A 22131-nucleotide genomic window follows, 5' to 3' on the forward strand; every position below is an offset into this window, starting at 1 on the left:
GCCACGGACCTTCGCTTCGCCCCAGCCCCAGCACATCCCGGCCTGCACCCCTTGCCGCCCGCTCAGAGCGCCCAAGGCGCTTCAGGCTCAGTACTCGATGCTCTTGACCTTGTACTTGACCTGCTTACCGCCTTCCAGGTTGACCACGAACGAGTCACCGGTCTTGCGCCCCATCAGTTCCTTGCCCACCGGGCTGTCCTCGCTGATGCGCGGCAGCGAGCCGCCCAGGACGGCCGCCTCCGGAGCGCTGACGACCTGCACCTTCATGTCCTTCTTGGTGGTCTCGTTGGACAGCAGCACGATGGCGCCCAGTTCCACCCGGCCATCGTTCTCGTGGTCCTCGATGATGGTCGCGCGGGCCAGGGTATCTTCCAGCTCGTCAAGCCGCGCCTCGATGGCCATCTTCTCGCGCTTGGCATCTTCCAGGCCGGTGTCTTCGGTATCGGCGCTGGTTTCCATCTGCTCCTGCAGAATGCGGGTGGCTTCCGCCAGGCGCTGCTGTTCCTGCTCCAGGGTTTTCTGAAGGCGCTCGAAGCCTTCGCGCGTGAGTCTCACCTGTCTGATTGCTTGGGTCACTGTGAAGCCTCCAATTCCATGCAGGGCCAGGGGCCTGCGAATGCCACGGGCGGGTCGACTGGCTGTGAATCAGGGCGCATTCTGACATAGGCCCGCCAGGACGGCAATGAGCAGGATTGCGTTTGCGGCCGGGCCTGTCCGTTCAGGCTGCTCCGGTCCGCCGCAGGGTGAATACCGACAGCAGGAACAGCACGGTGCCCAGCATGGCCAACGTAACCGGCACGGCCAGATGCCCGAAGCCCGCCACTCCCTGCCCCATCAGAAAGGGAAGCAGCACGCCTCCTGCCGAACCTGCCGTCAGCAGGAACGGCACCTGCCGCGCCGGCATCAGCTGTGAGGCCCAGGCCAGCATGCTGCCGAACACCGGTCCCAGCGCCAGCCCGGCCAGAATGCTTGCCCCGGGGGCGAACAGCGGAACCACAGCCGCCACAGCGCAGGCGGTGACCAGGGCCGCGCTTCCAATCACCAACGACGCCGGGTGCACCCTGGGCCCGAACATGCCAGTCAGCACACGCCCCAGGGTAATGCCACCCCAGAACCCGCTCAGCACCAGCGCCGCCCCAGGCAGCCCACGGCTGTCCAGGTAACGCACCGTCCAGGCACCGTACCCGGCCTCCAGGCCCACATACACAGCAAGCATGAGGGCAAAGACCAGCATCAGGCCAGGGGCTACAGCGGTGACTGCATCCTGACTTCCAGCGGTTCCACCCGCTGACGCAATGTCCGGCACGCCCCACACCCGCGCCACCGCCAGCGTGAGGACCGCCGTGAGCGCCACTGCCAGAAACGGCCCCTCCAACCCGGCCTGCCCCAGGGACACCACCAGCAGGGGCGAGACCATACTTCCCACCCCAAAGACCGCATTGACCAGATTGACCGGCCGCGTGCCCCGCGCCGCATACGCCGCATTCAGGCAGGCGCTGACCCCTCCCAGCCCCAGACCGCCCACCAACGCTGCCGTGACAGCGAGCGGCCAGGAAGGTGCCAGACCGACCCCGCTCACCCCAGCGGCCAGGATCAGCAGACTGACCACAACCGCGCGCCTGACACTGACCCGCCTCAGCGCCAGTCCTACGAGAAAAGGGGCCAGAGCCGAGCCCAGAAAATGCACGCTGGCAATCAGGCCCACGGCACCCGTATCCACCCCGAACCGGGCCTGAAACAGCGGAAAAGCCGGGCCATACATCGCCTGAATCAGGCCCAGCGTAAAAAAAGCCGCCACGCCCACTGCCAGCATGGGCAGCAGACGTGGTGGGGTGGAAAGTTCAGTCACGCCCGCGAACGTAACACACTCAGCTTTTCCTGGCAGCTTTCAGGAAAAGCTTTTATTTGGGCAGCGCTACCAGAGAGATAAGCCAGGCACCTTCAGTGTTGCCAGGGCCGAAGCGGTAGCCGATGCTTGGGCCAACCATGGCCGGCAGCAGATCGGTGCGCAGGAACAGGTCCCCGTGAACGTAGGTGTAGTCGTTCGTCCAGTCCCGCGACACCCGGGTCCGGACAGCGCCCAGCCCCAGCGTGGACGAGGGCCAGCCCGCCGAGAGGCGGTAGGTAGCACTCAGCGTGGAGCCCTCATAGCGGCCCACACCGAAGTCAGGGATGAAGACGGATCCGGTTACAAAACGTTCAAAGTGGGAGGCTTCCAGCAGCAGCCCCTTCACTGGGGAGACGTTGACCGCAGCATAAAGGTCCACGCTGGCCTGTCCTTCCTGCTGCATGGGAAACAGGTAGTAGCGTCCCGTGGCGGCCACATAGGTGTTGAATTTTCCGAAGGCCCGCCCATAGCCGGCACTGATCTCACTCTGGCTGTACGGGGCAGCCTTATCGCCCTTGTACGCCACGCCCACGTTGTTCAGCACGCGCACCCGGTCCTGCAACAGGGTAAAGGCGTAACCACCGGAAAAATTTGACAGTCCACCGTTGCCACGCACCACACCACCGAACTGGAGGCCCTTATAGGGATTCCGGGTAATTTCAAAGGTCGGGGTGTTGTAAAACCGGCCAATGGCGAACGAGGTGTCGTTGACGCGGGTGGTCAGACCAACATCCACATAGGTGGGCGCCCTGACCACACTTAGGCGGATGTCCTGAGAGAACGGAAGGGGAAAGTACCGCACTCCATACCCTTCGGTGTTGGAAATCACCGGCTGCAGACCGCCGAACCGAGAGAAGTAGTCTGAAGGAAGCTGCAGACGGTTGGCCACCGACTCCAGTTGAGCGGAGGCCGTGGACATTAGACCCAGGACAGACCCAAGCAGGGCTGGAGCAACAAGACGCCGAAGGTTCAACACCCTCGTATGATGCACGACCGGTGCTCAGGAACGATGTGAAAGCGCCGTACCCCCACCGAATTCCCCTACCGCCGCAGATTCACGATCGTGACCCCGTGGCCGCCCTGGTTGGCCTCGGCGTCGTGGAAGGACTCAACCTTCTTGTCAGTCTTGAGGTACTCGCGCAGCAGCCGGCGCAGTACGCCCTGCCCCTTGCCGTGCACCACCCGCAACGGGCTTTCCTTGAGGGCATGGGCTTCCAGAATGGCCGTGCGCAATTCCTCAACTGCTTCTTCCACACCCAGGCCCCGCAGTTGCAGTTCGTTCTGGAAGTTGCTGGGGGCGGTACCCGCGAAAGCCACGGCGCGGCCGTTTCTGCCCTTGGCCGCCGGTACTTTCACTTCCTGCTTGAGACGCACGTCCCGGCGTTTAACCCCAACCTTCATGACGCCCAGCTGCACGACCAGATCATCGCCGCGCAGTTCCAGTACCTGACCGCTGGCGTTGTAGGCCGGCACTTCCACCTGGCTGCCCACCCGGATGGGATCGCCGCGTTCCTCGCGGATCGGAGGTGCAGGACGGGCCTTCTGGGCGGCAGCACGCAGCTCGCGCAGCTCCTGCATGACGCGGGGGCGCGCACTTTCCTCCTGGGCCCGGGCACGCAGCGTGCGGACCCGCTCGACGGCGTCGGCATACAGCGTCTCGGCTTTCTGGGCTGCCTCGGCCAGCATCTCGTTGCGACGCGCTTCAAGGGTTTCACGTTCCTGACGGACGCGGGCCAGTTCGGCCTCGGCATCCCGGCGGGCGACGACAGCCGTCTCCAGCTGGCCAGCCAGCTCGGCACGCTCAGTTTCGAGGCCCTCAAGCATGCGCTCCATCAGGCCCGCTTCGGGACCCAGCAGGGTCTGGGCACGCTCCAGCACCCCTGGAGGCAGGCCCATGCGCTGCGCAATGGCCAGTGCGTAGCTGCGCCCCGGCTGACCCACCTGCAGGTGGTAGGTGGGCGCCAGGGTGCTGACCTCGAAACCCATGCTGGCGTTCTTCAGTCCGGGCGTTTCAAGGGCGAACAGCTTGAGCGGCGAGAGGTGGCTGGTAATAATCCCGCGCGCGTCCTGGGACAGCAGGGTCTCGATCAGTGACTGCGCCAGGGCTGCGCCCTCGTCAGGATCAGTGCCGGAGCCCAACTCGTCGATCAGGACCAGGGTGTCGGGCGCGGCGTGGCGCAGCACATAGCGCAGGTGCTTGAGGTGCGAGGCAAATGTGGACAGGCTGGCTTCGATGCTCTGCTCGTCACCGATATCCACCAGCACGTCGCGCACCACCGGAAGGCGGGCCGTGGCCGCCGCCACGTACAGCCCACACTGGTGCATCAGCACCGCCAGCCCCAGCGTCTTGAGGGTGGCGGTCTTACCACCCATGTTGGGTCCGGTGATCAGCAGCAGCCGTGTCTCGCCCAGACCAATGTCGTTGGGGACCGGGTTCTCGATCAGGGGGTGACGGGCCTCGCGCAGGTCGTAGGTGTGGTCCTGCACCGGCTCGGGGCGGTTAAGGCGCCAGTCACGCGCCAGCCGGGCCTTGGCCGCGATCAGGTCCAGTTCGCCCACGGTGGCCAGCGTCATCGGCACGGCCGAGTCCCCCGCCAGTAGTCCGGTCAGCTCGGTCAGGATACGCCGGACCTCGGCCTCCTCATCCAGGATCAGGCGGGTGAGCTCGTTGTTGAGCTGTGTCACGGCAGCCGGTTCGACAAAGTAGGTCTGTCCGGTCGCGGAGGCGTCCACGATGATGCCCTGCACCTGCCCGACACGGCTGGCCTGCACCGGCAGCACGTAGCGGTCACGGCGGATGGTGACGATGTGTTCCTGCAGCACATCGGCCCAGCGTTCCAGGGTAGCCGAGAGCTTCTCGCGGATGCGGCCCCGCAGCGGATCAATTCGTTTGCGCAGGTCCCGCAGGCGGGGCGAGGCGTCGTCGCGTACGCCGCCGTCGCGGTCCAGGGCCGACAGAAAGCGGCGCACCAGTTCGCTGTGGTCGCCCAGACCCTGCCCCACCTCACGCAAGGGTCCGCGCGAATTGGCGTCGATGGCCCGGCGCACGGTCATGGCCCCGTCGAGCGAGTAGGCAGCGTTCAGCAGTTCCTGGCCAGACAGCACCCGCCCCTCTGCAGCGCGGGCGTGCAGCTCACGGATGTCCTGAATGCCGCCCAGGGACAGGCTGACGCCAAACAGGGCGTCTTCGACTTCATCAAGCTCGCGTGCAATACGTCCGGCATCGTCCGAAGGCAGGAGGGCCCGCGCGCGCTCGGCGCCCAGCGTCGTGCTGCTGCGCTGCTCGAGGGCGTCTCGGACGCGGGGGAAATCCAGGGCGGACAGGGCGCGGGAATCAAACGGCATCTCCAGGGGAGCATAACAATGCCTGCCAGACGAATGGTGCGCCGAGTGGCTTAGCCACTATCGCCACCTTTACCCTGCGCCGGCCAGACCGGGCGACTCACAGTCCGGTTGTGCACAACGTGATGACATGCACAGCATGACAAACGTGCTGGTGACGGGGGCGACAGGGTTCGTGGGCCGGGCCGTGGTGAAAGAGCTGCTGGAGCGGGAGCACCGGGTGTTCGCAGGATCACGCCAGGGGGAAGCGGTGGGCGGTGCCCGCGGTCTGAAGCTGGACGCAACCGACCTGAGCAGCGTCATGCGCGCCGTGGGTGAGGCCAGTCCCGAAGCAGTGATTCATCTGGTTGGCATCATTCAGGAGCAGGGAGACCAGACCTTCGCCCGGGTGCATGTCGAGGGGACCCGGCATGTGCTGGCTGCCACCCCCCGCGGCGCACGCTACCTGCACATGAGTGCCCTGGGCGCCGGGGACATTCCGGACAGCCGCTACAGCGTGACGAAAGCTGAAGCCGAGGCGCTGGTGCAGGGCAGCGGTCTGAACTGGACGATTTTCCGGCCCAGCCTGATTTTCGGAGTGGGCGACGACTTTTTCGGGCGGGTCCTCAAGGATCTGGTGTCGGCCGCGCCGGTGGTGCCACAGATCGGCGACGGCCGCTTTCCTTTCCGGCCCGTCAGTGTGGAGGACGTCGCGCAGGCCTTTGTCACGGCGCTGGACCGTCCGGAGACCGCCGGCCATATTTATCCCCTGACCGGCCCGCAGGAATTCACCTTCCGCGAACTGCTGGACCTGGAACTGGCAGCTCTGGGCAAGAAAAAACCCGTCGTACCGGTGCCACTGGCGCTGATGAACCTGGGCGTGCCGCTGATGCAGATGCTGCCCAGTCCACCAATTACCCGGGACCAGTACGCCATGCTGAAGGCCGGCAACACCGCCCCGAACGACGAGGCCCGTCAGGCGTTCGGGCTGCCGATGCACCGCCTGCAGGATCGCCTGGGGCAGATCGTGCAGGGCCGTTAGGACCCGGAAGGCTCCTCCTCAGCGCGGACTTCCCCATGCGCCTCGCGCAGCTTGCGCCAGCGTTCGGCCATGCGCGCCTCCCAGCCCTCGCCGGTGGGGCGTAGAGGTCGAGCTGCACCCCTTCAGGCAGGTAAAACTGCTCGAACGAGCCCTGGGGGTCATCGAAATAGTAGGCGTAGCCCTTGCCGTAGCCCTGCGCGCGCATCAATGCCGTGGGGGCGTTGCGCAGGTGAACCGGCACCGGCAGGCTCTCCCCTTCCCTCACTGCCCGCAGCGCGTCCCTCCAGGCGTTGTAGACGCTGTTGCTTTTGGGTGCCAGCGCCAGGTACACCACCGCCTGGGCCAGCGCGAGGTCGCCTTCGGGACTGCCCAGAAACTCCACGCTGTCGCGCGCGGCAATGGCCAGCCTCAGCGCCTGGGGATCGGCCAGACCGATGTCCTCGGACGCCATGCGGACCACACGCCGGGCAACATAACCGGTATCGGCGCCCCCCTTGATCATGCGGGCCAGCCAGTAGAGGCTGGCGTCCACGTGCGAGCCACGCACGCTCTTGTGAAGCGCACTGATCAGGTTGTAGAAGTCCTCCCCGTTCTTGTCCATGGCCGGCAGGTGACGTCCGAACGCTTCGGTGACCGCCTCGGGCGTGACTGGATCAGCCAGCGTGGCTGCCACCTCCAGGGTGCTCAGGGCGCGCCGGGCGTCACCGTCCGCGCGCCGGGCGTCACCGTCCGCCAGCCGCGCGAGCAGGTCCATGGCTTCGGGCTCGATGCTCACGCCCGGCAGACCGCGTTCGTCGGACAGGGCACGTTCCAGCAGCCCTCTGATGTCCTCCTGCGTCAACGCTTCCAAAACCAGCGTGCGGGCCCGTGAGCGCAATGCCGGGTTGACCTCGAAACTGGGGTTCTCGGTGGTCGCCCCGATCAGGGTCAGCAGTCCGGACTTCCCCATGCGGCAGCAGGGCGTCCTGCTGGGCCTTATTAAAACGGTGAATCTCGTCGAGAAACAGGATGGTGCGGGTGCCACGGGCGCGCAGCCGCTCGGCTTCCGTGACGGCCTCGCGCACGTCCTTGACGCCTGCCGAAACGGCCGACAGGGCAATGAAATGCGCGCCGACCTCGCCGGCGAGCAGCCGCGCCAGGGTGGTCTTGCCGACGCCGGGTGGTCCCCACAGGATCAGGCTGCCCAGCCGGCCGGACTGCAGCACGCGGGTCAGCGGCCGGCCCGGGCCAAGCAGATGTGTCTGTCCCACCACTTCGGCCACCGTATGGGGGCGCAGGCGTTCGGCCAGAGGCGCGGGCGGGTCGAACAGGGTCACGCGGCGAGCATAGGCCGCGCCCGGGGAAGCTGGCATGAGGGTTTTTTTCATGTGCGGGCCTGACAGGGTCACGCGCGCTTACCCTGACCCCATGGAGTTTCAGGAGCAGGTACGCGCGGCCGGTTTTCCCGACGGCATGGAAGTGACCCGGCGCGAGGATGACGACAACCGTATCTTCCGGGTGCTGCAGGGCGCCTACGGCGTGGAACTGGTCCTGACGGCCGAAGCCTGCCGGATGTACGGCGAAGGCCCCAGCACCGCCCTGGCACTGACCGAGCTGAGAAAAGCGGTGGACGCGGGTCTGCCGCAGGTGCATCTGGACGGCACCCTGGAGCGCCTGACACTGGTCGGCGACTGAGGCCTGAAACGTCCAGGCGGGCCGGACATGAGCAGCCCCAGTCCGGTACAGTTTTGCCGTGACCCAGACCCCAGAAACAGCGCTCAAGCGGACCCCGCTGCATGCCGCCCATCTCCGTGCAGGGGCCCGGATGGTGCCGTTCGGCGGCTGGGACATGCCTGTCCAGTACAGCGGTCTCAAGGCCGAGCATCAGGCGGTGCGTGGGGCGGCCGGGGTGTTCGACGTCTCGCACATGGGCGAGTTCCGTATCCAGGGTGAGGGCGCCCTGGCTTTCCTGCAGCACGTCACCCCCAACGACGTGAGCAAGCTGCGCCCCGGCCGCGCCCAGTACAACTGGCTGCCCAACGACCGGGGCGGCCTGGTGGACGACATCTATATCTACATGGCCCGCGAAAACGAGTACCTGATGGTCGTGAACGCCAGCAATATCGACAAGGACTGGGCGCATCTGCAGACCCTGGCGGCCGGCTTCGACGTCACGCTGACCAACGAGTCCGACCGCTGGGCGCTGCTGGCGGTTCAGGGCCCCAAAGCAGCCGAGACGCTGCAACCTCACGTGGACGTGGACCTGGGCAGCAGGAAGAAGAACGCCTACTTCCCGGCCCGCCTGTTCGGCTTCGACGTGCATCTGGCCCGCACCGGCTATACCGGTGAGGACGGCTTCGAGGTGTTTATCGACGCCAGCGAGGCCGAGACCGTGTGGGACAAACTGATGGCGATAGGCGTAACACCGGCCGGGCTGGGTGCGCGCGACACCCTGCGCCTGGAAGCGGGCTTTCCCCTGTACGGCCATGAATTCGCCGACGACATTCACCCCCTGAGCAGCCACTACACCTGGGTGGTCAAGGACAAATCCCACCACGGCCGCGACGCCCTGCGACTGCCGGCCCAGCAGAAACTGATCGGCCTGAAGCTGGACAAGGTACCGGTGCGCGAGGGCTACCCGGTGCTACAGAGCGGGCAGGTGGTTGGGCACGTCACCAGTGGAACCAGCAGCCCCACCCTGGGCCACCCCATCGCCCTGGCACTGGTGCAGGCGAGTGCCGCTTCATCCACCGACTTCGAGGTGGAAGTCCGTGGCAAGGCGCACCCGGCCACCCGGACCGACGTTCCTTTCTACAAGGCCCCCTAACCAGTAGCCTGGGGCCTGAAGTCTTGGCACCCGGCCCAACCGGACATTCCTTTCCCTGCCCACTCATCCCCAGGAGCGACCACCATGACCACCCCCACCACCCTGAAATACGCGGCTTCCCACGAATGGCTCTCCGACGACGGCACGGTCGGCATAACCGATCACGCGCAGGAACAGCTGGGCGATGTGGTGTACGTCGAACTGCCTGAAGTGGGCCGCGAAGTGACCGCTGGCGAGGCCGTGGCCGTCGTGGAAAGCGTCAAAACCGCCTCGGACATCTATGCACCGGCCAGTGGCCGCATCGTGGCCGTCAACGATGAACTCAGCGGCAACCCCGAACTCGTCAACAGTGCTCCCTATGAAGGTGGCTGGCTGTTCAAGCTGGAAGTCACTGAGGAAGGCACGGACCTGCTCGACGCCGCCGCCTACGACGCCCAGGCCCACTAAAGACCCCCGCAGGCAGCCGGTCACGGGTTCGGGGGCGACCCGCAGCCCGTGATTGCTGTACCTGTGCCACGACTCTTCCACTTCTGCAAGGAGTTCCATGAAACCGCTGTCTGACCTGCTTCAAACCCACGACTTCACTGCCCGTCACCTTGGCCCCAGCGAGGCGGAACAGGCAGAGATGCTGGCCGAACTGGGCGTTTCCAGCCTGGACGAGCTGACCGAAACCACCCTGCCTGAAGCCATTCAGTTCCACGGAGAGCTCAAGGCCGGCGAGGGTGTCACCGAGGCCCAGGCCCTGGCCGATCTGAAGCGCGTCGCCCAGAAGAACAAGGTGTTCCGCAGCTACATCGGCATGGGGTACCACGGCACCCACACGCCTCCCGTGATTCTGCGCAACATGCTGGAAAACCCTGGCTGGTACACCGCCTACACGCCCTACCAGGCCGAGATCAGCCAGGGGCGCCTGGAGATGCTGCTGAACTTCCAGCAGGTCGTGATGGACCTGACCGGCATGCCCATCTCCAACGCCTCGCTGCTGGATGAAGGCACCGCCGCCGCCGAGGCCATGACCCTGGCCAAGCGTCAGGCCAAGAGCAAGGGCAACGTGTTCTTCATGGCCGACGATGTGCACCCGCAGACCGTGGACGTGGTCAAAACCCGCGCCGAGTACTTCGGCTTCGACGTCGTGACCGGCGACCCGACCGCCGAGCTGCCCGAAGGCGTCTTTGGCATGCTGGTCCAGTACCCCGGCACCTACGGCGACCTGCGCGACCTCTCCCCCATGGCCGAGAGAGTGCACGCGGCCGGTGGGGCGCTGATCGTCGCGGCCGACCTGCTGGCCTGTGCGCTGGTTACGCCGCCCGGCGAGCAGGGCGCCGACATCGTGGTGGGCAGCGCCCAGCGCCTGGGCGTCCCGATGGGCTTCGGCGGGCCGCACGCCGCGTTCCTGGCCTGTAAGGAGGCCTACCAGCGCTCCATGCCCGGCCGCGTGATCGGCGTGAGCAGGGACGTGCGCGGCAAGACTGCTCTGCGTATGGCCATGCAGACCCGTGAGCAGCACATCCGCCGCGAGAAGGCCACCAGCAATATCTGCACCGCGCAGGCGCTGCTGGCCAACATGGCCGCCGCCTACGCCGTCTATCACGGCGCCGAGGGCCTGCGTACCATCGCCAGCCGCGTGCACCGCCTGACCGGCATCCTGGCTAAAGCGCTCCAGAATGCGGGCCTGACCCCCGGTGCAACCTTCTTCGACACCCTGACCTTCGAGGGTGACTCGGTCTCTATCCGCCAGCGCGCCGAGGCTCAGGGCATCAACTTCCGTTATGAAGGCAACAGGGTCAGCGTGAGTCTGGACGAGACCGTGACACCTGCTGATCTGGTGGACGTGGCGCAGGCCATCACCGGACAGGGCGTGGATGTGCTGGCGCTGGACGCCCAGGCCGTGGACGGTGTTCCTGAGAGCCTCAGGCGCACGACTGAATTCCTGACCCACCCCGGCTTCCAGAACCACCGCAGTGAGCACGGCATGCTGCGTTACCTGAAGATGCTGGAAAACCGCGACTACAGCCTGGTGCACGGCATGATTCCGCTGGGATCGTGCACCATGAAGCTGAATTCCACCACCGAGATGATTCCGGTGACCTGGCCGGAGTTCGGCGCGCTACACCCCTTTGCCCCAGCCGACCAGACCGAGGGCTACGCCGAGCTGCTGGCAGAACTGGAAGCGTGGCTGGCTGACATCACCGGCTACGACGCCATCTCCATGCAGCCCAACAGCGGGGCGCAGGGCGAGTACGCCGGGCTGCTGGTCATCCGCAAGTACTTCGAGAGCCGCGGCGAGCACCACCGCAACGTCTGCCTGATTCCGGCCAGCGCGCACGGCACCAACCCGGCCAGCGCCGCCATGATGGGCATGCAGGTGGTGGTCGTGAAAACCGACGCGAACGGCAACATTGACTTTGACGACCTGAAAGTTCAGGCCGAGAAGCACAGCGAGAACCTCGCCGCCCTGATGATCACCTACCCCAGCACCCACGGCGTGTACGAGGACAACGTCATGGACGTGTGCGACCTGATCCACCAGCACGGCGGTCAGGTATATCTGGACGGCGCGAACATGAACGCACAGGTGGGTGTGGCCAAGCCGGGGCTGATCGGCAGTGACGTGTCGCACCTGAACCTGCACAAGACCTTCGCGATCCCGCACGGCGGCGGTGGCCCTGGCATGGGCCCAATTGGCGTCAAAGCTCACCTTGCCCCGTTCCTGCCCAACCACGTGGTGCGCGACGTCAGCGGCAGCCAGACCGGCGCCGTGAGTGCCGCGCCCTATGGCAGCGCCAGCATCCTGCCGATCAGTTACCTGTACATCAAGCTGCTGGGCGCTCATGGTCTGCGCAAGGCCACCCAGGTGGCGCTGCTGAACGCCAACTACATCGCCAGCAGGCTCGCGGGCGCCTACCCCATCCTGTACAAGGGCAAGGGCAACCGTGTAGCGCACGAGTGCATTATCGACATCCGGCCCCTGAAGCAGGCGTGTGGCGTCACCGAAGAGGACATCGCCAAGCGGCTGATGGACTACGGCTTCCACGCCCCTACCATGAGTTTCCCGGTGCCCGGCACCCTGATGATCGAGCCCACCGAATCCGAGCCCAAGGCCGAACTCGACCGCTTCGTGGACGCCATGCTGCAGATCCGCCGCGAGATCCAGGAAGTGCAGGACGGTTTGCTTAAGGCCGAGGACAGCCCCCTGAAGCACGCGCCCCACACCCAGGACGACCTGATGGCGGAGGTGTGGAACCGCGCCTACAGCCGCGAAACGGCAGCCTACCCCAGCAAGCACCAGAGGGGCTGGAAGTACTGGCCGGCCGTTAACCGCGTGGACAACGTGTACGGCGACCGCAACTTCGTGTGCTCCTGCCCGCCCGTCGAGGACTACATCGGCGCATAAGCCAGCAGAAGTAAAGAAGACGGCGCCCTGACAACGGGGCGCCGTCTTCTTTCACAGTCAGCCCACACCCCTACCGCCCCATACCCCCGAAGGCTGTCGTGCGCGCAGCGCGCGGGCCATTTCAGCTGTGCGGCAGTATGGCGTCGAGGCCGGACACGGAAACAGGGCTGGCAAAGCCACGACCTCAGTCAAATCTCTTGCCCAGTGCCAACGAAAACTCCCCCTGCCCCAAAGGGACAGTGGGCCGGGGGTGGGGTAACCAGCCAGCGGAACCAACAGCCTCCCTCGCTTCACTTGACAGTGACCGAGATACGCCCGGCCGTCTCCAACACCAGAAAATCCACGTCACTGAATGTCTCGTGCCCTTAGGCCAGGACGGCTGACAGCAGGTCTGCCCTGCTCAATTGCTCGCTACGTAACGCCTTTTCCGAAAAAGTGCAGTCGCCGTACAGGATCACCGGCGCAGAAGAAACGATCTGGGTCCCGTACGGGCTCGCTTGTAGATAGAAGCTGTAACCCAGGCCAAAAGCTGCTCTCACATGGGTCTTGCCCAGGTCATTCTCTCTTCCCGGCGCGCTTTTCAACGCCCCTTCACCCGTCCTCCACAACGTGCTCCGGCTAACGCTTCTGGTCCGCTCATCATGGTGCAGTACCCCCATGACGACTACGGACAGCTTCATGCAGGCCCTACAGCAGGCAGAACAGACCGGAAACGTGGACGCCCTGGTCGCCCTGCATGCCCCCGACGTTACCCTACGGAATCTGACGGCTCAGACCTGGGAAGGGCAGGACGGCGCGCGGGCCTTCTGGGAGGCGTATCTGGGCGCCTTTGACCGGATTCGCAGCGAGTTCACCCGCAGTCAGGAAAATGATGGTCTGGGCGTCATGGAATGGGAAGCCACCGGTCAGGTCAGGGGCGGGCACGAGCTGGCTTACCGGGGAGTCAGCCTGATCGATATAGAAGGTGAGCAGGTCAAGGCTTTCCGTACGTATTACGACAGCGCCGCGTTCGTGACCCCAGTCAGTTCCTGAACCGGGACAGCTTCTACAGTCAGCGCCTGAAGAGACCGCAGAACCAGGCCCACCGCAACTTCGCGGTGGGCCCAGAATTTGTTCTGCTTCAGCGGTTCGCAGCCGGGGTGGTGACCTCCACCGCGGTCAGGGTCTCCAGCACCCGGTAGACATGCTCGGCGCCTGAGGGAACGCGGTAGCTGTCCCCGGCCTCCAGCATGACCGACTGTCCGTCCACTGTCAGTTCCACCCGGCCGCTGATGACATAGCCCAGCGTCTCATAGTCATTACGGCTGGGTTGTTTTTCTGCCGTGTCCGCAGGCTGCTCGTTGTGCCACAGGCGCATGCTGCTGCTTTCACCGCGAATCAGCTGGTGCTCACCATGCTGGCCATGAGTGGTCTCACTGCGGCTGACTTTATAGGTGCTGGACTGGGTCATGCGGGAACCTCCTTGAGGAAGAAAAAAGGGTTTACTTGCGCCGACTGTTGTGGTCACCCTCAGCGAATTCCTCAATCAGCTTGGCATTGAACGCCGGCAGGTCTCCGGGGTTGCGGCTGGTGACCACGCCCTTGTCCGTCACGACCTCCTCGTCGACCCACTCGGCACCGGCCATGGTCAGTTCGTGGCGCAGGCTGGGCCAGCTGGTCATACGCAGGCCCCGGGCAATGCCGGTCTCGCTGAGGCTCCAGGGGCCGTGGCAGATGGCCCCGATCGGTTTGCCCTCGTCATAGAAGGCGCGCACCATCCGCATGGCGTCGGGGCTGAGGCGCAGTTTGTCGGGATTCACGGTGCCGCCGGGCAGAATCAGGCCGTCGTACTCGTTGACATTGACCTCCTCGGCGGTCTTGTCCACCGGGTAGCGGCCCTGAGGCTCCATGTCGTTTTTCATGGTCTGGATCTCGCCGTCCTGCAAGCTAACCAGGTGGGTCACGGCACCAGCCTGCTCGACGGCTTCACGGGGGCTGGTCAACTCGATTTCCTCGACACCGTCGGCGGCGAGAATGGCGATGGTCTTGCCTTGCAGGGACGGAGCAGTCATGCGCTCAAGCTGACCTGCGGGCATGGCCCCGGGGTGACGGGGACCTAAGCCCGGGTTTAAGGGGAGTTACGTCAGACTTCATGTCCTTTGGGGGAACTGGGGGTGGCCGCCCACAAGCGGTCCGCGCTGGCACGGCTTCCAGCTGTTCCATCCTGCTTTATGACGTGTCAGACGGCTTTTGCGCCCTCTAGCCGCCCGGCCGTGCCGGGGCGTACACTGGGGCACTGCCGCCCTAGTTATTCCCAGTCTGGTGAGATCGGGCGTGCCCAGCAGAAAGGAGGTGAGGCACACATGGGGACCAAGGAAGACGTTCGTTCGCGGCTCAATATTGCGGATGTGATTGGCGAGCATGTGCGCCTCACCCCTGCCGGCAAGGGCCGGCTCAAGGGTCTGTGCCCCTTTCACAAGGAAAAGAGCCCCAGTTTCCAGGTGGACACCGAGCAGGGTTATTACTATTGCTTTGGCTGCAAGGCCGGCGGCGACATCTTTTCCTTCGTGCAGCGCACCGAGAACCTGAGTTTCGGGGATGCCATGCGCAAGCTGGCCGAACAGGCCGGCATTCAGGTAGAAGCCAAATACGGTGAGAAAAGCAGCCGGGACCTGTACGACGTCAACGCCTTTGCGCTGGAGTACTTCAGGGAGCACCTCACGGGACCGGCCCTGGACTACCTGCGCCGGCGTGGCCTGAGTGACGAGACCATTGCGGCCTTCGAGCTGGGCTACGCCCCGGACGGCTGGGATGGGCTGCTCAAGCGGGCGCGTACCAAGGGCCTTAGTGAACGGCAACTGCTGGAAGCTGGCCTGCTGATCGAGAACCCGGAATCGGGGCGGGTGTATGACCGCTTCCGGGGCCGCGTCATGTTTCCTATCCGCGACCACCTCGGCCGGCTGGTCGGCTACGGCGGCCGGGTCCTTGACGACACCAAACCCAAGTACCTGAACACCCCGGAAACCGAGGCGTTCCGCAAGGGCGAGCTGCTGTACGGCCTGGACAAGGCCCGCACCCAGCTCAGAGGCGGCTCGGAGCTGGTCGTCGTGGAAGGGTATATGGACGTCATTACCATGCACCAGCACGGCTTTACCGGCGCCGTGGCCTCTCTGGGCACCGCGCTGACCGCCGAGCACGCCGCGCTGCTCGAACGCCTGGGCGCGCAGAAGCTGACCCTGATGTTCGACCAGGACGAGGCCGGGCTCAAAGCGACCCTGTCGGGGCTGGATCAGGTGCTGGGAGCCAAGTTCCGGGTGCGGGCCACCAGCGTCCCCAGCGGCAAGGACCCTGCCGACGCCCTGCTGGCCGGCGATGACGCGGGGATCCGTCAGGCCCTGGCCGGCGGACTGGATGAAGTGCATTATCGCGTGCAGGCCGCCGTGGAAGCCCACGGCCTGGGGACCAGCGAGGGCAAACGGCGCGTGCTGATGCAGCTGCTGCCACGCATGCAGAACCTCGATCCCTTAGACGAGGGCGCCGAGCAGATGCGCACCATCGCCTGCGAGCAGCTGGGCATCAAGCCCGAGGCGCTGCTGGAGTGGATCGCGTCCAAGGCCAAACGCCGCCAGCTGACCGACACGCACCTGGCCGGTATGAGCACCCACCGCACCGAGGAAGACCGCGAGCTGGCCCTGCTGCGTCAGCTGCTGGTCGACCCCAGCCTGCTGTCCAAGCTGGACGGCAGCACCCCGTGGCGCAACGAGAGCGTCCGCAAGGTCATGCTGGCCGCCCAGGGTGCGCCGAGCCCCGACGCCATTCTGGACGTTTTCCGCGGCCAGCCCGAAGAGCAGCTGCTGATCCGCCTGCTGTTCGAGGGCCGCGACGCCGGCACCATCAGCCGCGCGAATTCCCAGCAGTACGAGCAGAACGTCAATGCTTACGCTGCTGCCGCCGTGGACGACATTCAGGTCAGCATGAGTATCGATTCGCTACGGGCAGAGGTGGAGGCGCTGAAAAAGCAGGTTACGGCGGCGGCGCCGGCTGAGCAGCTGAGTATGCTCAAGCAGATTCAGGAGTTGCAGCGGGCTATTGAGGCGGAGAAGCGGGCAAGGAGGAGTTCGGCGTAAGTCGTTTGCCCCGCCCCCCAGCCCCCTACCCCAGAGGGGCAGGGGGAGCTTTCGTTGGCACTCGGCAAGGTGAGACAGGAGATGGTAGGGATGCTGGTGCCTTCTGGCGTTCCTGCTTCGACGCCATGCTCGACATTCGCGTCATGGCCCGCGCGCTCCGCGCACGACGGCCCGGGTTGCTATGACGGTACAGGGGCAAGGTGTCCTGGTGAATGCCGCAGGGTTCTACTGAAAAAGCAGGAAAAGTTTTTGCTCTTCACTTCCCAGCCTGCCCCCATCACGAGACAGCCACGAAAGCCGTCGTGCGCGGAGCGCGCGGGCGCTTCCAACGGGCACGAAAGATGGCGTCGAGGCCGGAAACGAAAATGGGCTTAGCAACTCCGCGACTCCAGCCCAATCTCTTGCCGAGTGCGAACGAAAGCTCCCCCTGCCCCTCTGGGGTAGGGGGCCGGGGGGCGGGGCAAACCAGAGAAAAAACCAAAATCACTCCCCCACCCGAGCCTCCCGCAACATCTCCGAAAGCCTCGACAGACACCGGCTGTACTTCTTGGCATACGCCCCATGCCGGTACGTCTCGTCAAACAGGGTTCCCAGCGGCACCCCAGTAAACGCCGCACCAAGACCCAGGTCGTACAGCTTGTCGATAAAGTGCACGAACCGCAGGGCGACGTTCTGGTCGGTCATGGGGCACAAACCCTCGACCCCCAGCGCCCCGATGCCCTCAAGCAGGCGGGGAAAGTGACTGGGGTGAACCCGGAGCAGGTGCCGGTTCAGATCCCGGTGCTGCACGACACTGAGGGTGTCCGGGTTCTGCTGGACCTGCCAGGCCGCGAATTCAGCGGGCTGAAGCGTATCTTCCGGCCGGGTGCCGCGCTGGCGGTAATCCGGGCCGTCGATGGTATGCGCCGCGAACCGGCTGGCGATGCCCTGAATCTGCCGTTCGAAGTCACGGGCGTTAAAGCGGCCCTGGCCCAGGGCACCAGGTTCGGTGTTGCTGGTGGCCACCACGTGCGTGCCACCCGGCATCAGCTGACCCAGAAACGTATTGGCCATGTGGGTATTGCCGGGATCATCCAGCTCGAACTCGTCGATCAGCAACAGGTCGTGGTTGCGGAAGGCCTCCACGGCGCGGTTCATGCCCAGAACCCCGATGATGTACATCAGATCCTGGAAGCTCATCAGGGCGGCGCGGCCCGGGGCGGCGTGCCACGCACTGGCCAGCAGGTGGGTCTTCCCTACCCCAAAGCCGCCGTCCAGATAGATACCCTGTCCTTCCGGACGTGCAGGACGACGGAACAGACGGAAGCCGCCAGGTTTCGGCGCCGGCTCCTGCACGAAAGCTTCCAGCGCGTCCCTTGCCTCACCCTGGCTGAGGTAGCCGGGATTGGGCTGGTAACTGTCAAAGCGCACCCGGTCGTAACGCGGACTGGGCGTCAGGTGCGCGGTCAGCTCATCGGGGGTCACGCTGGGCATGCGGGCCAGTAGGTCAATCATGGCTGCTCAGCGATGCACATCGAGTTCAACCTTGAAGTTGCCGCGCCGCGTCTCGTTCACCACGCGCTTGAAGTCGATCCGGCCCAGCCCCTCGGCCGCCAGGCTGTCACCCTCGCGGATTTCGCTGCTGGCGCGGGCTGGCTGACCGTTCAGGCGCACTTTGCCCCCGTCAATGCCCTGCTGGAAGTAGGCGCGGCTCACGCCGAACCCCTTGGCACCCACCACGTCCACCCGCATGCTGGGCACCACCACCTCGCGGACCTTGCTGCTCTTTCCGGCGCTTTCTCCGACTTCCTCGACATCCACGTGCCGGCCGCCGAGTTCGGTCAGGGCGGCCAGGGTCTGGGCGGCCTTGCCGGTGGCCGCCAGCAGAAAGCCGCCACGGTCCTCGCGCAGGTCGCCGAGCTGGTCCTCGTTGAGTTCCAGCCGGCGCAGCTGCACATGAAAATCCTGCAGGTCCCAGGCGGGTGCCGCGTCCTCCGGTGTCAGGCGCAGCACCGTCACGGCACTGTCCACCTCGGGGATGTGTTCGGGATGCAGGGTCAGGATCACGCGCCGGGCATCCGGAAAGCCGCCGGCAATCTTGTGACGGACCTCGTCGTCCTGCAGCAGGCGCCGGTCGATCTCGTCACCGTCCACAAAGGGCGTGCGGACCACGCGGCCACCCCGGGCCTGGTTGATCAGGGTACTGAGCTTGAGCTTCATGCCCGCAGGATAGCCCCGGGCACCTGCCCGGCTGCGGGGCATAAGGACTCTGGAAATGTGGAGCGCCACCCCTGACTGCCCCCTGGATGCGTGCCGTACGGCACAACACGGCTGCCGTACACTCGGGACATGCCAAACCTTGATCCGCTGGGCGTGCCGGGCGCCCCCCTGGAGACCCTGAATGCTGCGCTGTCCGGCGCCCAGACACTGGACCTGAGCGGAGGCTGGCTGCTGCTGGTCACCGACTGGCAGGGGCACCGCCCCATGGCCCGGTACGGCGCGGTGGTGCTGCCGGCAGCCGGCGAGCCATTGGTGCTGACCGCCGCGTTCGGCCCGCGCTTCGGACCGGCAGGCGCCGAGGCCCTGGCACAGCTGGTGACCTGGGCGCAGGAGCAGGGGCTGACGCTGCGCGAAACGGTGCTCAGTCCCAGCGCCTTTATGCAGGTGCTCGAGGAGCCTGACCACGAGGAAATCCGGCATCTGGTCGCCGCCAGCAACCCGACTGATCCGGGCATCTATACCCGGCCCGACCTCCGGGCCGATCAGAAAGACGAGGACGGCTGGGACGACTGAGCTGGGCTGCCTGAGCCCCGGTCAGATGAAAAGCGGGGCCCGTTACCCACAGGCGCGCCCGGCACCTGCATGATTCGCGTAAGAGTTGGCGTGGCACGATGCCCTCACTTCAGGCATGCCTGCTCCCTGCACCCAACTCAAGGCCTGAACCGAGGTTGCCCCTTCCATGACGCCGGTCCACACGAATCCTGCCCTGCACACTGCCCTGCGCGACGTTCTGCGCCTGCATTCCCCGCTCTCGACGCTGCTGGCACCGGTGGGGGGTGAAGTGCTGTGCGTCACGGCCCAGGAGGTCACTTCGCAACCCGGCGCCGACCTGGTGCCCCCCGACGCCTGGCTCGACCGCGGTGAGATGACCTGGCTGACCCGTGAAGGGACGCTGTTGGGCCTGCTGTGGGGTGAGGGGGGGCCGGTCCCACCGGACGCCGTGCAGGTTCTGACCCTGCTGCTGTCTGCGGCCCGCCAGGACGGCCCCAGCCGCGAGACCGACGTCCTGATTACCCAGCTGCCGGTGCCGGCCCTGTGGCTCTCGCCGGATCTCAAGATCCGCCAGGTGAGCCGCCCCTTTCTGGAATGGTTCGGTCTCACCGACGCTGCCGTGATGGACCGGGCACTGGCCGAGATCGTGCCTGGACAGCCGGAGCTGGTGCGCGCCCTGGAGCAGGCCGCCGCCGGGCGGGCCGCCCGCCTGCCGGAGATGGTCTTCCAGCTTCCGGACGGGCCCCGGCCAGTGCGCGGCGAAACCCGGCCTTTTTTCGGTGCAGGTCTGGCTGGGGTCATGGCCCTGTGGCAGGACACCACGGCCGAACATGTTCAGGCCCAGCAGATTCAGGCCCTGCTCGACACGGATGTCCCGACGGCCCTCCTGAAGGAGGACGGCGCGGTCCTGCAGGCCAGCACCGGGCTGCTGGAACTGGCCCCACCCACGGCGGTGGCGGTTCCCGGGGCGCCCCTGTGGGCCTGGCCCTGCTTTGCCGACGTGCCTTCAGAAGCGGTGCAGCAGCTCGTCAGCGTGGCCTCGGGTGGAGGCGCGGCGCAGGCGGACGTCCCGCTGGCCCTGGGCGGCACTCTGGCCCTCAGCGTGCGGCGCACTTCGGTGCCGGGACTGATGATTGCCAGCAGCACGCCGCGCGGGTCTCGTGCCAGCGCGGCTCCGGCGGGTCTGGTAGCCCAGATGCTGTCGCATCTGGAGGATGCGGCGGTGGCACTGGACCACAGCGGACGCGTGCAGTTCGTCAGTGACCCGGCGGCCACCCTGCTGGGCGTCGACGCCGCGCGGCTGCTGGGCCTGGGCTTCGCTCGGGTGCTGGCGGACCTGGGCGTACACGCCTTCACGCCTCAGGGAGAGCCGCTGCCCCTGCCGGACTGGAAAGACCAGCACAAGAACTTCGAGCGCGAAATCCAGCTGGCCCTGCCCAGCGGCACGGTCCGCACCATGCAGCTTCGCGGCTCCATGCTGGACCTGGAAGGCAGTCAGGGCGGCAAGCCGGGGCTGCTGCTCAGCGCCCGCGACGTCACGGCGCTGCGCCACGCCCAGGCCAAGATGCGTCACGACGCCCGTCATGACGCCCTGACCGGCCTGCTCAACCGCGCTGGCCTGCGCGAGGTCCTGTCCCGTCCCCCATCCGCCCCGGAGGCGGTCGCCTGCCTGGGGGTCGAGGATTTCGCTTCACTGACCGCGGCACTGGGGCGCACCGCCTTCGATCACCTGCTGATTCAACTGGCCGCGCGCCTCAATGACCTCGCGGCGGCCTACGGGGGCGAGGCTGCCCGGCTGGCCGATACGGTGTTCGCCGTTCAGCTGCCCGGAATGGGAGCTGCCGAGGCTGCCGGGCGCCTGCGCAGCATGCTGGCCGCCCCGCTGCGCGCCGGCCGGCGCGATGTGCCGCTGGGCTGTGCACTGGGCGTCACCGATCAGGCTGCCGAGGACCGTCTGGCAGATGCCGAGATCGCCATGCAGCACGCCCGGCAGAGGGGACGCACCCAGGTCAGCCTGTTTGAACCGGGGATGCGCGCCGAGGTGGCACGGACCTTTGAGCTGGAAGACGCCCTGACCCAGGCGCTGGGCGGCGAGCAGTTCACGCTGCTGTACCAGCCCTCGGTCCGCCTGTCGGATGGCCGGCCACTCGGCGCCGAGGCGCTGCTGCGCTGGAACCACCCGACCATGGGCGTGCTGAGCCCAGGGGCCTTCCTGCCGGTGGCCAGCCGCATGGACCTGCTGACCGGGGTCAGCGAGTGGGTCGTCAAGGCGGCGCTGCGGGGCCGGCGCGAGGTGCGCAGCGCCCAGCCCGGAGCTTTCGCCGACTGGCAGGTCAGCGTGAACCTCAGCCTGGCGGAGCTGCAGGGCAGTGCCGGTCTGGGCGGCCTGTTGCCGCTGCTGCGCGCAGAGGGTGCCCCGGATATCGAGGTCACTGCCGGCAGCCTGCTGGACCACAGCCAGGACACCCTGGGCCTGCTCGAGCAGCTGCGTTCGCTGGGAGCGCACCTCAGCGTGGACGATTTCGGTGACAGCTCCACCAATCTGGCAGCGCTGACCCGCTTTCCCCTGAGTGCCGTCAAGCTGCACCCGACGCTGACGGCCCGCGTGCCGGAAGATGCCCGCAGCGTGACCCTGGTGCAGGGCACCGTGGACCTGGCGCACCGCCTGGGCCTGAATGTCACGGCCGTGGGGGTGGAGACGCCTGAGCAACTCGCCATGCTGCGGGACCTGGGCTGTGACGCGGCGCAGGGGTACGCCATCGCGCCGCCCCTGTCCACGCCGGACCTGCTGACCTGGCTCAAAAGCTACGAGAGGTGAACCCA

Annotated in this window: 18 protein-coding genes and 1 pseudogene; 9 read left to right on the top strand and 10 right to left on the bottom strand. The window is 66.2% G+C overall.

Features of this window, described 5'->3' with window-relative positions:
- Positions 1-87 precede the first annotated feature (87 nt).
- The 4 genes from IEY49_RS10205 to IEY49_RS10220 all read right to left on the bottom strand — a co-directional run bounded on the left by IEY49_RS10205 (position 88) and on the right by IEY49_RS10220 (position 5233).
- Positions 88-576 (bottom strand): GreA/GreB family elongation factor, encoded by a 489-nt coding sequence (locus IEY49_RS10205; protein WP_189007773.1) that lies wholly within the window; start codon positions 574-576, stop codon positions 88-90.
- Positions 577-718: 142 nt separating this feature from the next.
- On the bottom strand, positions 719-1849 hold the full coding sequence (locus IEY49_RS10210; protein WP_189007776.1) for an MFS transporter: 1131 nt from the start codon (positions 1847-1849) through the stop codon (positions 719-721).
- A 52-nt stretch (positions 1850-1901) separates the two neighbouring features.
- Positions 1902-2807 carry a hypothetical protein gene (locus tag IEY49_RS10215; protein ID WP_189007779.1) on the bottom strand — a complete coding sequence of 302 codons (906 nt, stop codon included), beginning with the start codon at positions 2805-2807 and terminating at the stop codon, positions 1902-1904.
- A gap of 122 nt (positions 2808-2929) precedes the next feature.
- Positions 2930-5233 (bottom strand): endonuclease MutS2, encoded by a 2304-nt coding sequence (locus tag IEY49_RS10220; protein ID WP_189007782.1) that lies wholly within the window; start codon positions 5231-5233, stop codon positions 2930-2932.
- Between the two features lie 136 nt (positions 5234-5369).
- Here IEY49_RS10220 and IEY49_RS10225 point away from each other — a divergent pair, with 136 nt between their 5' ends.
- Positions 5370-6251 (top strand): complex I NDUFA9 subunit family protein, encoded by an 882-nt coding sequence (locus IEY49_RS10225; RefSeq protein WP_189007785.1) that lies wholly within the window; start codon positions 5370-5372, stop codon positions 6249-6251.
- 148 nt (positions 6252-6399) lie between these two features.
- Here IEY49_RS10225 and IEY49_RS22125 read toward each other — a convergent pair.
- Together IEY49_RS22125 and IEY49_RS22130 are read right to left on the bottom strand one after the other, a co-directional pair.
- Positions 6400-7005 (bottom strand): annotated as a pseudogene (locus tag IEY49_RS22125) (AAA family ATPase); the annotation flags it as partial.
- The gene (locus IEY49_RS22130; protein WP_505699367.1) at positions 6974-7618 is read right to left on the bottom strand and encodes an AAA family ATPase; all 645 of its coding nucleotides are present in this window, start codon (positions 7616-7618) and stop codon (positions 6974-6976) included. The pseudogene IEY49_RS22125 and the gene IEY49_RS22130, both read right to left, overlap by 32 nt.
- Positions 7619-7658: 40 nt before the next feature.
- Between IEY49_RS22130 and IEY49_RS10235 the strand changes: the two genes are divergently transcribed.
- The 5 genes from IEY49_RS10235 to IEY49_RS10255 all read left to right on the top strand — a co-directional run bounded on the left by IEY49_RS10235 (position 7659) and on the right by IEY49_RS10255 (position 13483).
- Positions 7659-7925, top strand: a complete 267-nt coding sequence (locus IEY49_RS10235; protein ID WP_229780730.1) for a hypothetical protein — start codon at positions 7659-7661, stop codon at positions 7923-7925.
- A gap of 58 nt (positions 7926-7983) precedes the next feature.
- Complete coding sequence (gcvT, locus tag IEY49_RS10240; RefSeq protein ID WP_189007790.1) at positions 7984-9057, top strand: glycine cleavage system aminomethyltransferase GcvT; 1074 nt, start codon at positions 7984-7986, stop codon at positions 9055-9057.
- Positions 9058-9141: 84 nt separating this feature from the next.
- A complete protein-coding gene (gcvH, locus tag IEY49_RS10245) occupies positions 9142-9504 on the top strand; it encodes a glycine cleavage system protein GcvH (RefSeq protein ID WP_189007795.1) in 363 nt (120 codons plus the stop codon).
- Between the two features lie 97 nt (positions 9505-9601).
- Entirely contained in the window at positions 9602-12451 is a 2850-nt protein-coding gene (gene gcvP / locus IEY49_RS10250) for an aminomethyl-transferring glycine dehydrogenase (protein ID WP_189007798.1), read from the top strand.
- Between the two features lie 657 nt (positions 12452-13108).
- A complete protein-coding gene (locus tag IEY49_RS10255) occupies positions 13109-13483 on the top strand; it encodes a nuclear transport factor 2 family protein (protein ID WP_189007801.1) in 375 nt (124 codons plus the stop codon).
- Between the two features lie 88 nt (positions 13484-13571).
- On the opposite strand, the gene IEY49_RS10260 is transcribed toward IEY49_RS10255, so the two are convergent.
- Together IEY49_RS10260 and IEY49_RS10265 are read right to left on the bottom strand one after the other, a co-directional pair.
- Positions 13572-13901: a cupin domain-containing protein gene (locus tag IEY49_RS10260; RefSeq protein WP_189007804.1), complete on the bottom strand. Its 330-nt coding sequence runs from the start codon at positions 13899-13901 to the stop codon at positions 13572-13574.
- 31 nt (positions 13902-13932) lie between these two features.
- On the bottom strand, positions 13933-14502 hold the full coding sequence (locus IEY49_RS10265; protein ID WP_189007807.1) for a type 1 glutamine amidotransferase domain-containing protein: 570 nt from the start codon (positions 14500-14502) through the stop codon (positions 13933-13935).
- A 291-nt stretch (positions 14503-14793) separates the two neighbouring features.
- Between IEY49_RS10265 and dnaG the strand changes: the two genes are divergently transcribed.
- A complete protein-coding gene (gene dnaG, locus IEY49_RS10270; RefSeq protein ID WP_189007810.1) occupies positions 14794-16557 on the top strand; it encodes a DNA primase in 1764 nt (587 codons plus the stop codon).
- A 483-nt stretch (positions 16558-17040) separates the two neighbouring features.
- On the opposite strand, the gene zapE is transcribed toward dnaG, so the two are convergent.
- Positions 17041-18051, bottom strand: a complete 1011-nt coding sequence (zapE, locus tag IEY49_RS10275) for a cell division protein ZapE (protein WP_189007825.1) — start codon at positions 18049-18051, stop codon at positions 17041-17043.
- Between the two features lie 6 nt (positions 18052-18057).
- The gene (locus tag IEY49_RS10280; protein ID WP_189007828.1) at positions 18058-18756 is read right to left on the bottom strand and encodes a S4 domain-containing protein; all 699 of its coding nucleotides are present in this window, start codon (positions 18754-18756) and stop codon (positions 18058-18060) included.
- A gap of 129 nt (positions 18757-18885) precedes the next feature.
- Here IEY49_RS10280 and IEY49_RS10285 point away from each other — a divergent pair, with 129 nt between their 5' ends.
- Positions 18886-19329: a DUF3197 domain-containing protein gene (locus IEY49_RS10285; RefSeq protein ID WP_189007831.1), complete on the top strand. Its 444-nt coding sequence runs from the start codon at positions 18886-18888 to the stop codon at positions 19327-19329.
- A 166-nt stretch (positions 19330-19495) separates the two neighbouring features.
- Complete coding sequence (locus IEY49_RS10290; RefSeq protein WP_189007834.1) at positions 19496-22126, top strand: sensor domain-containing protein; 2631 nt, start codon at positions 19496-19498, stop codon at positions 22124-22126.
- The last annotated feature ends 5 nt before the right edge of the window (positions 22127-22131 follow it).

The sequence above is a fragment of the Deinococcus malanensis genome (genome assembly GCF_014647655.1).
In the GTDB taxonomy this organism is placed as follows: Bacteria; Deinococcota; Deinococci; order Deinococcales; family Deinococcaceae; genus Deinococcus; species Deinococcus malanensis.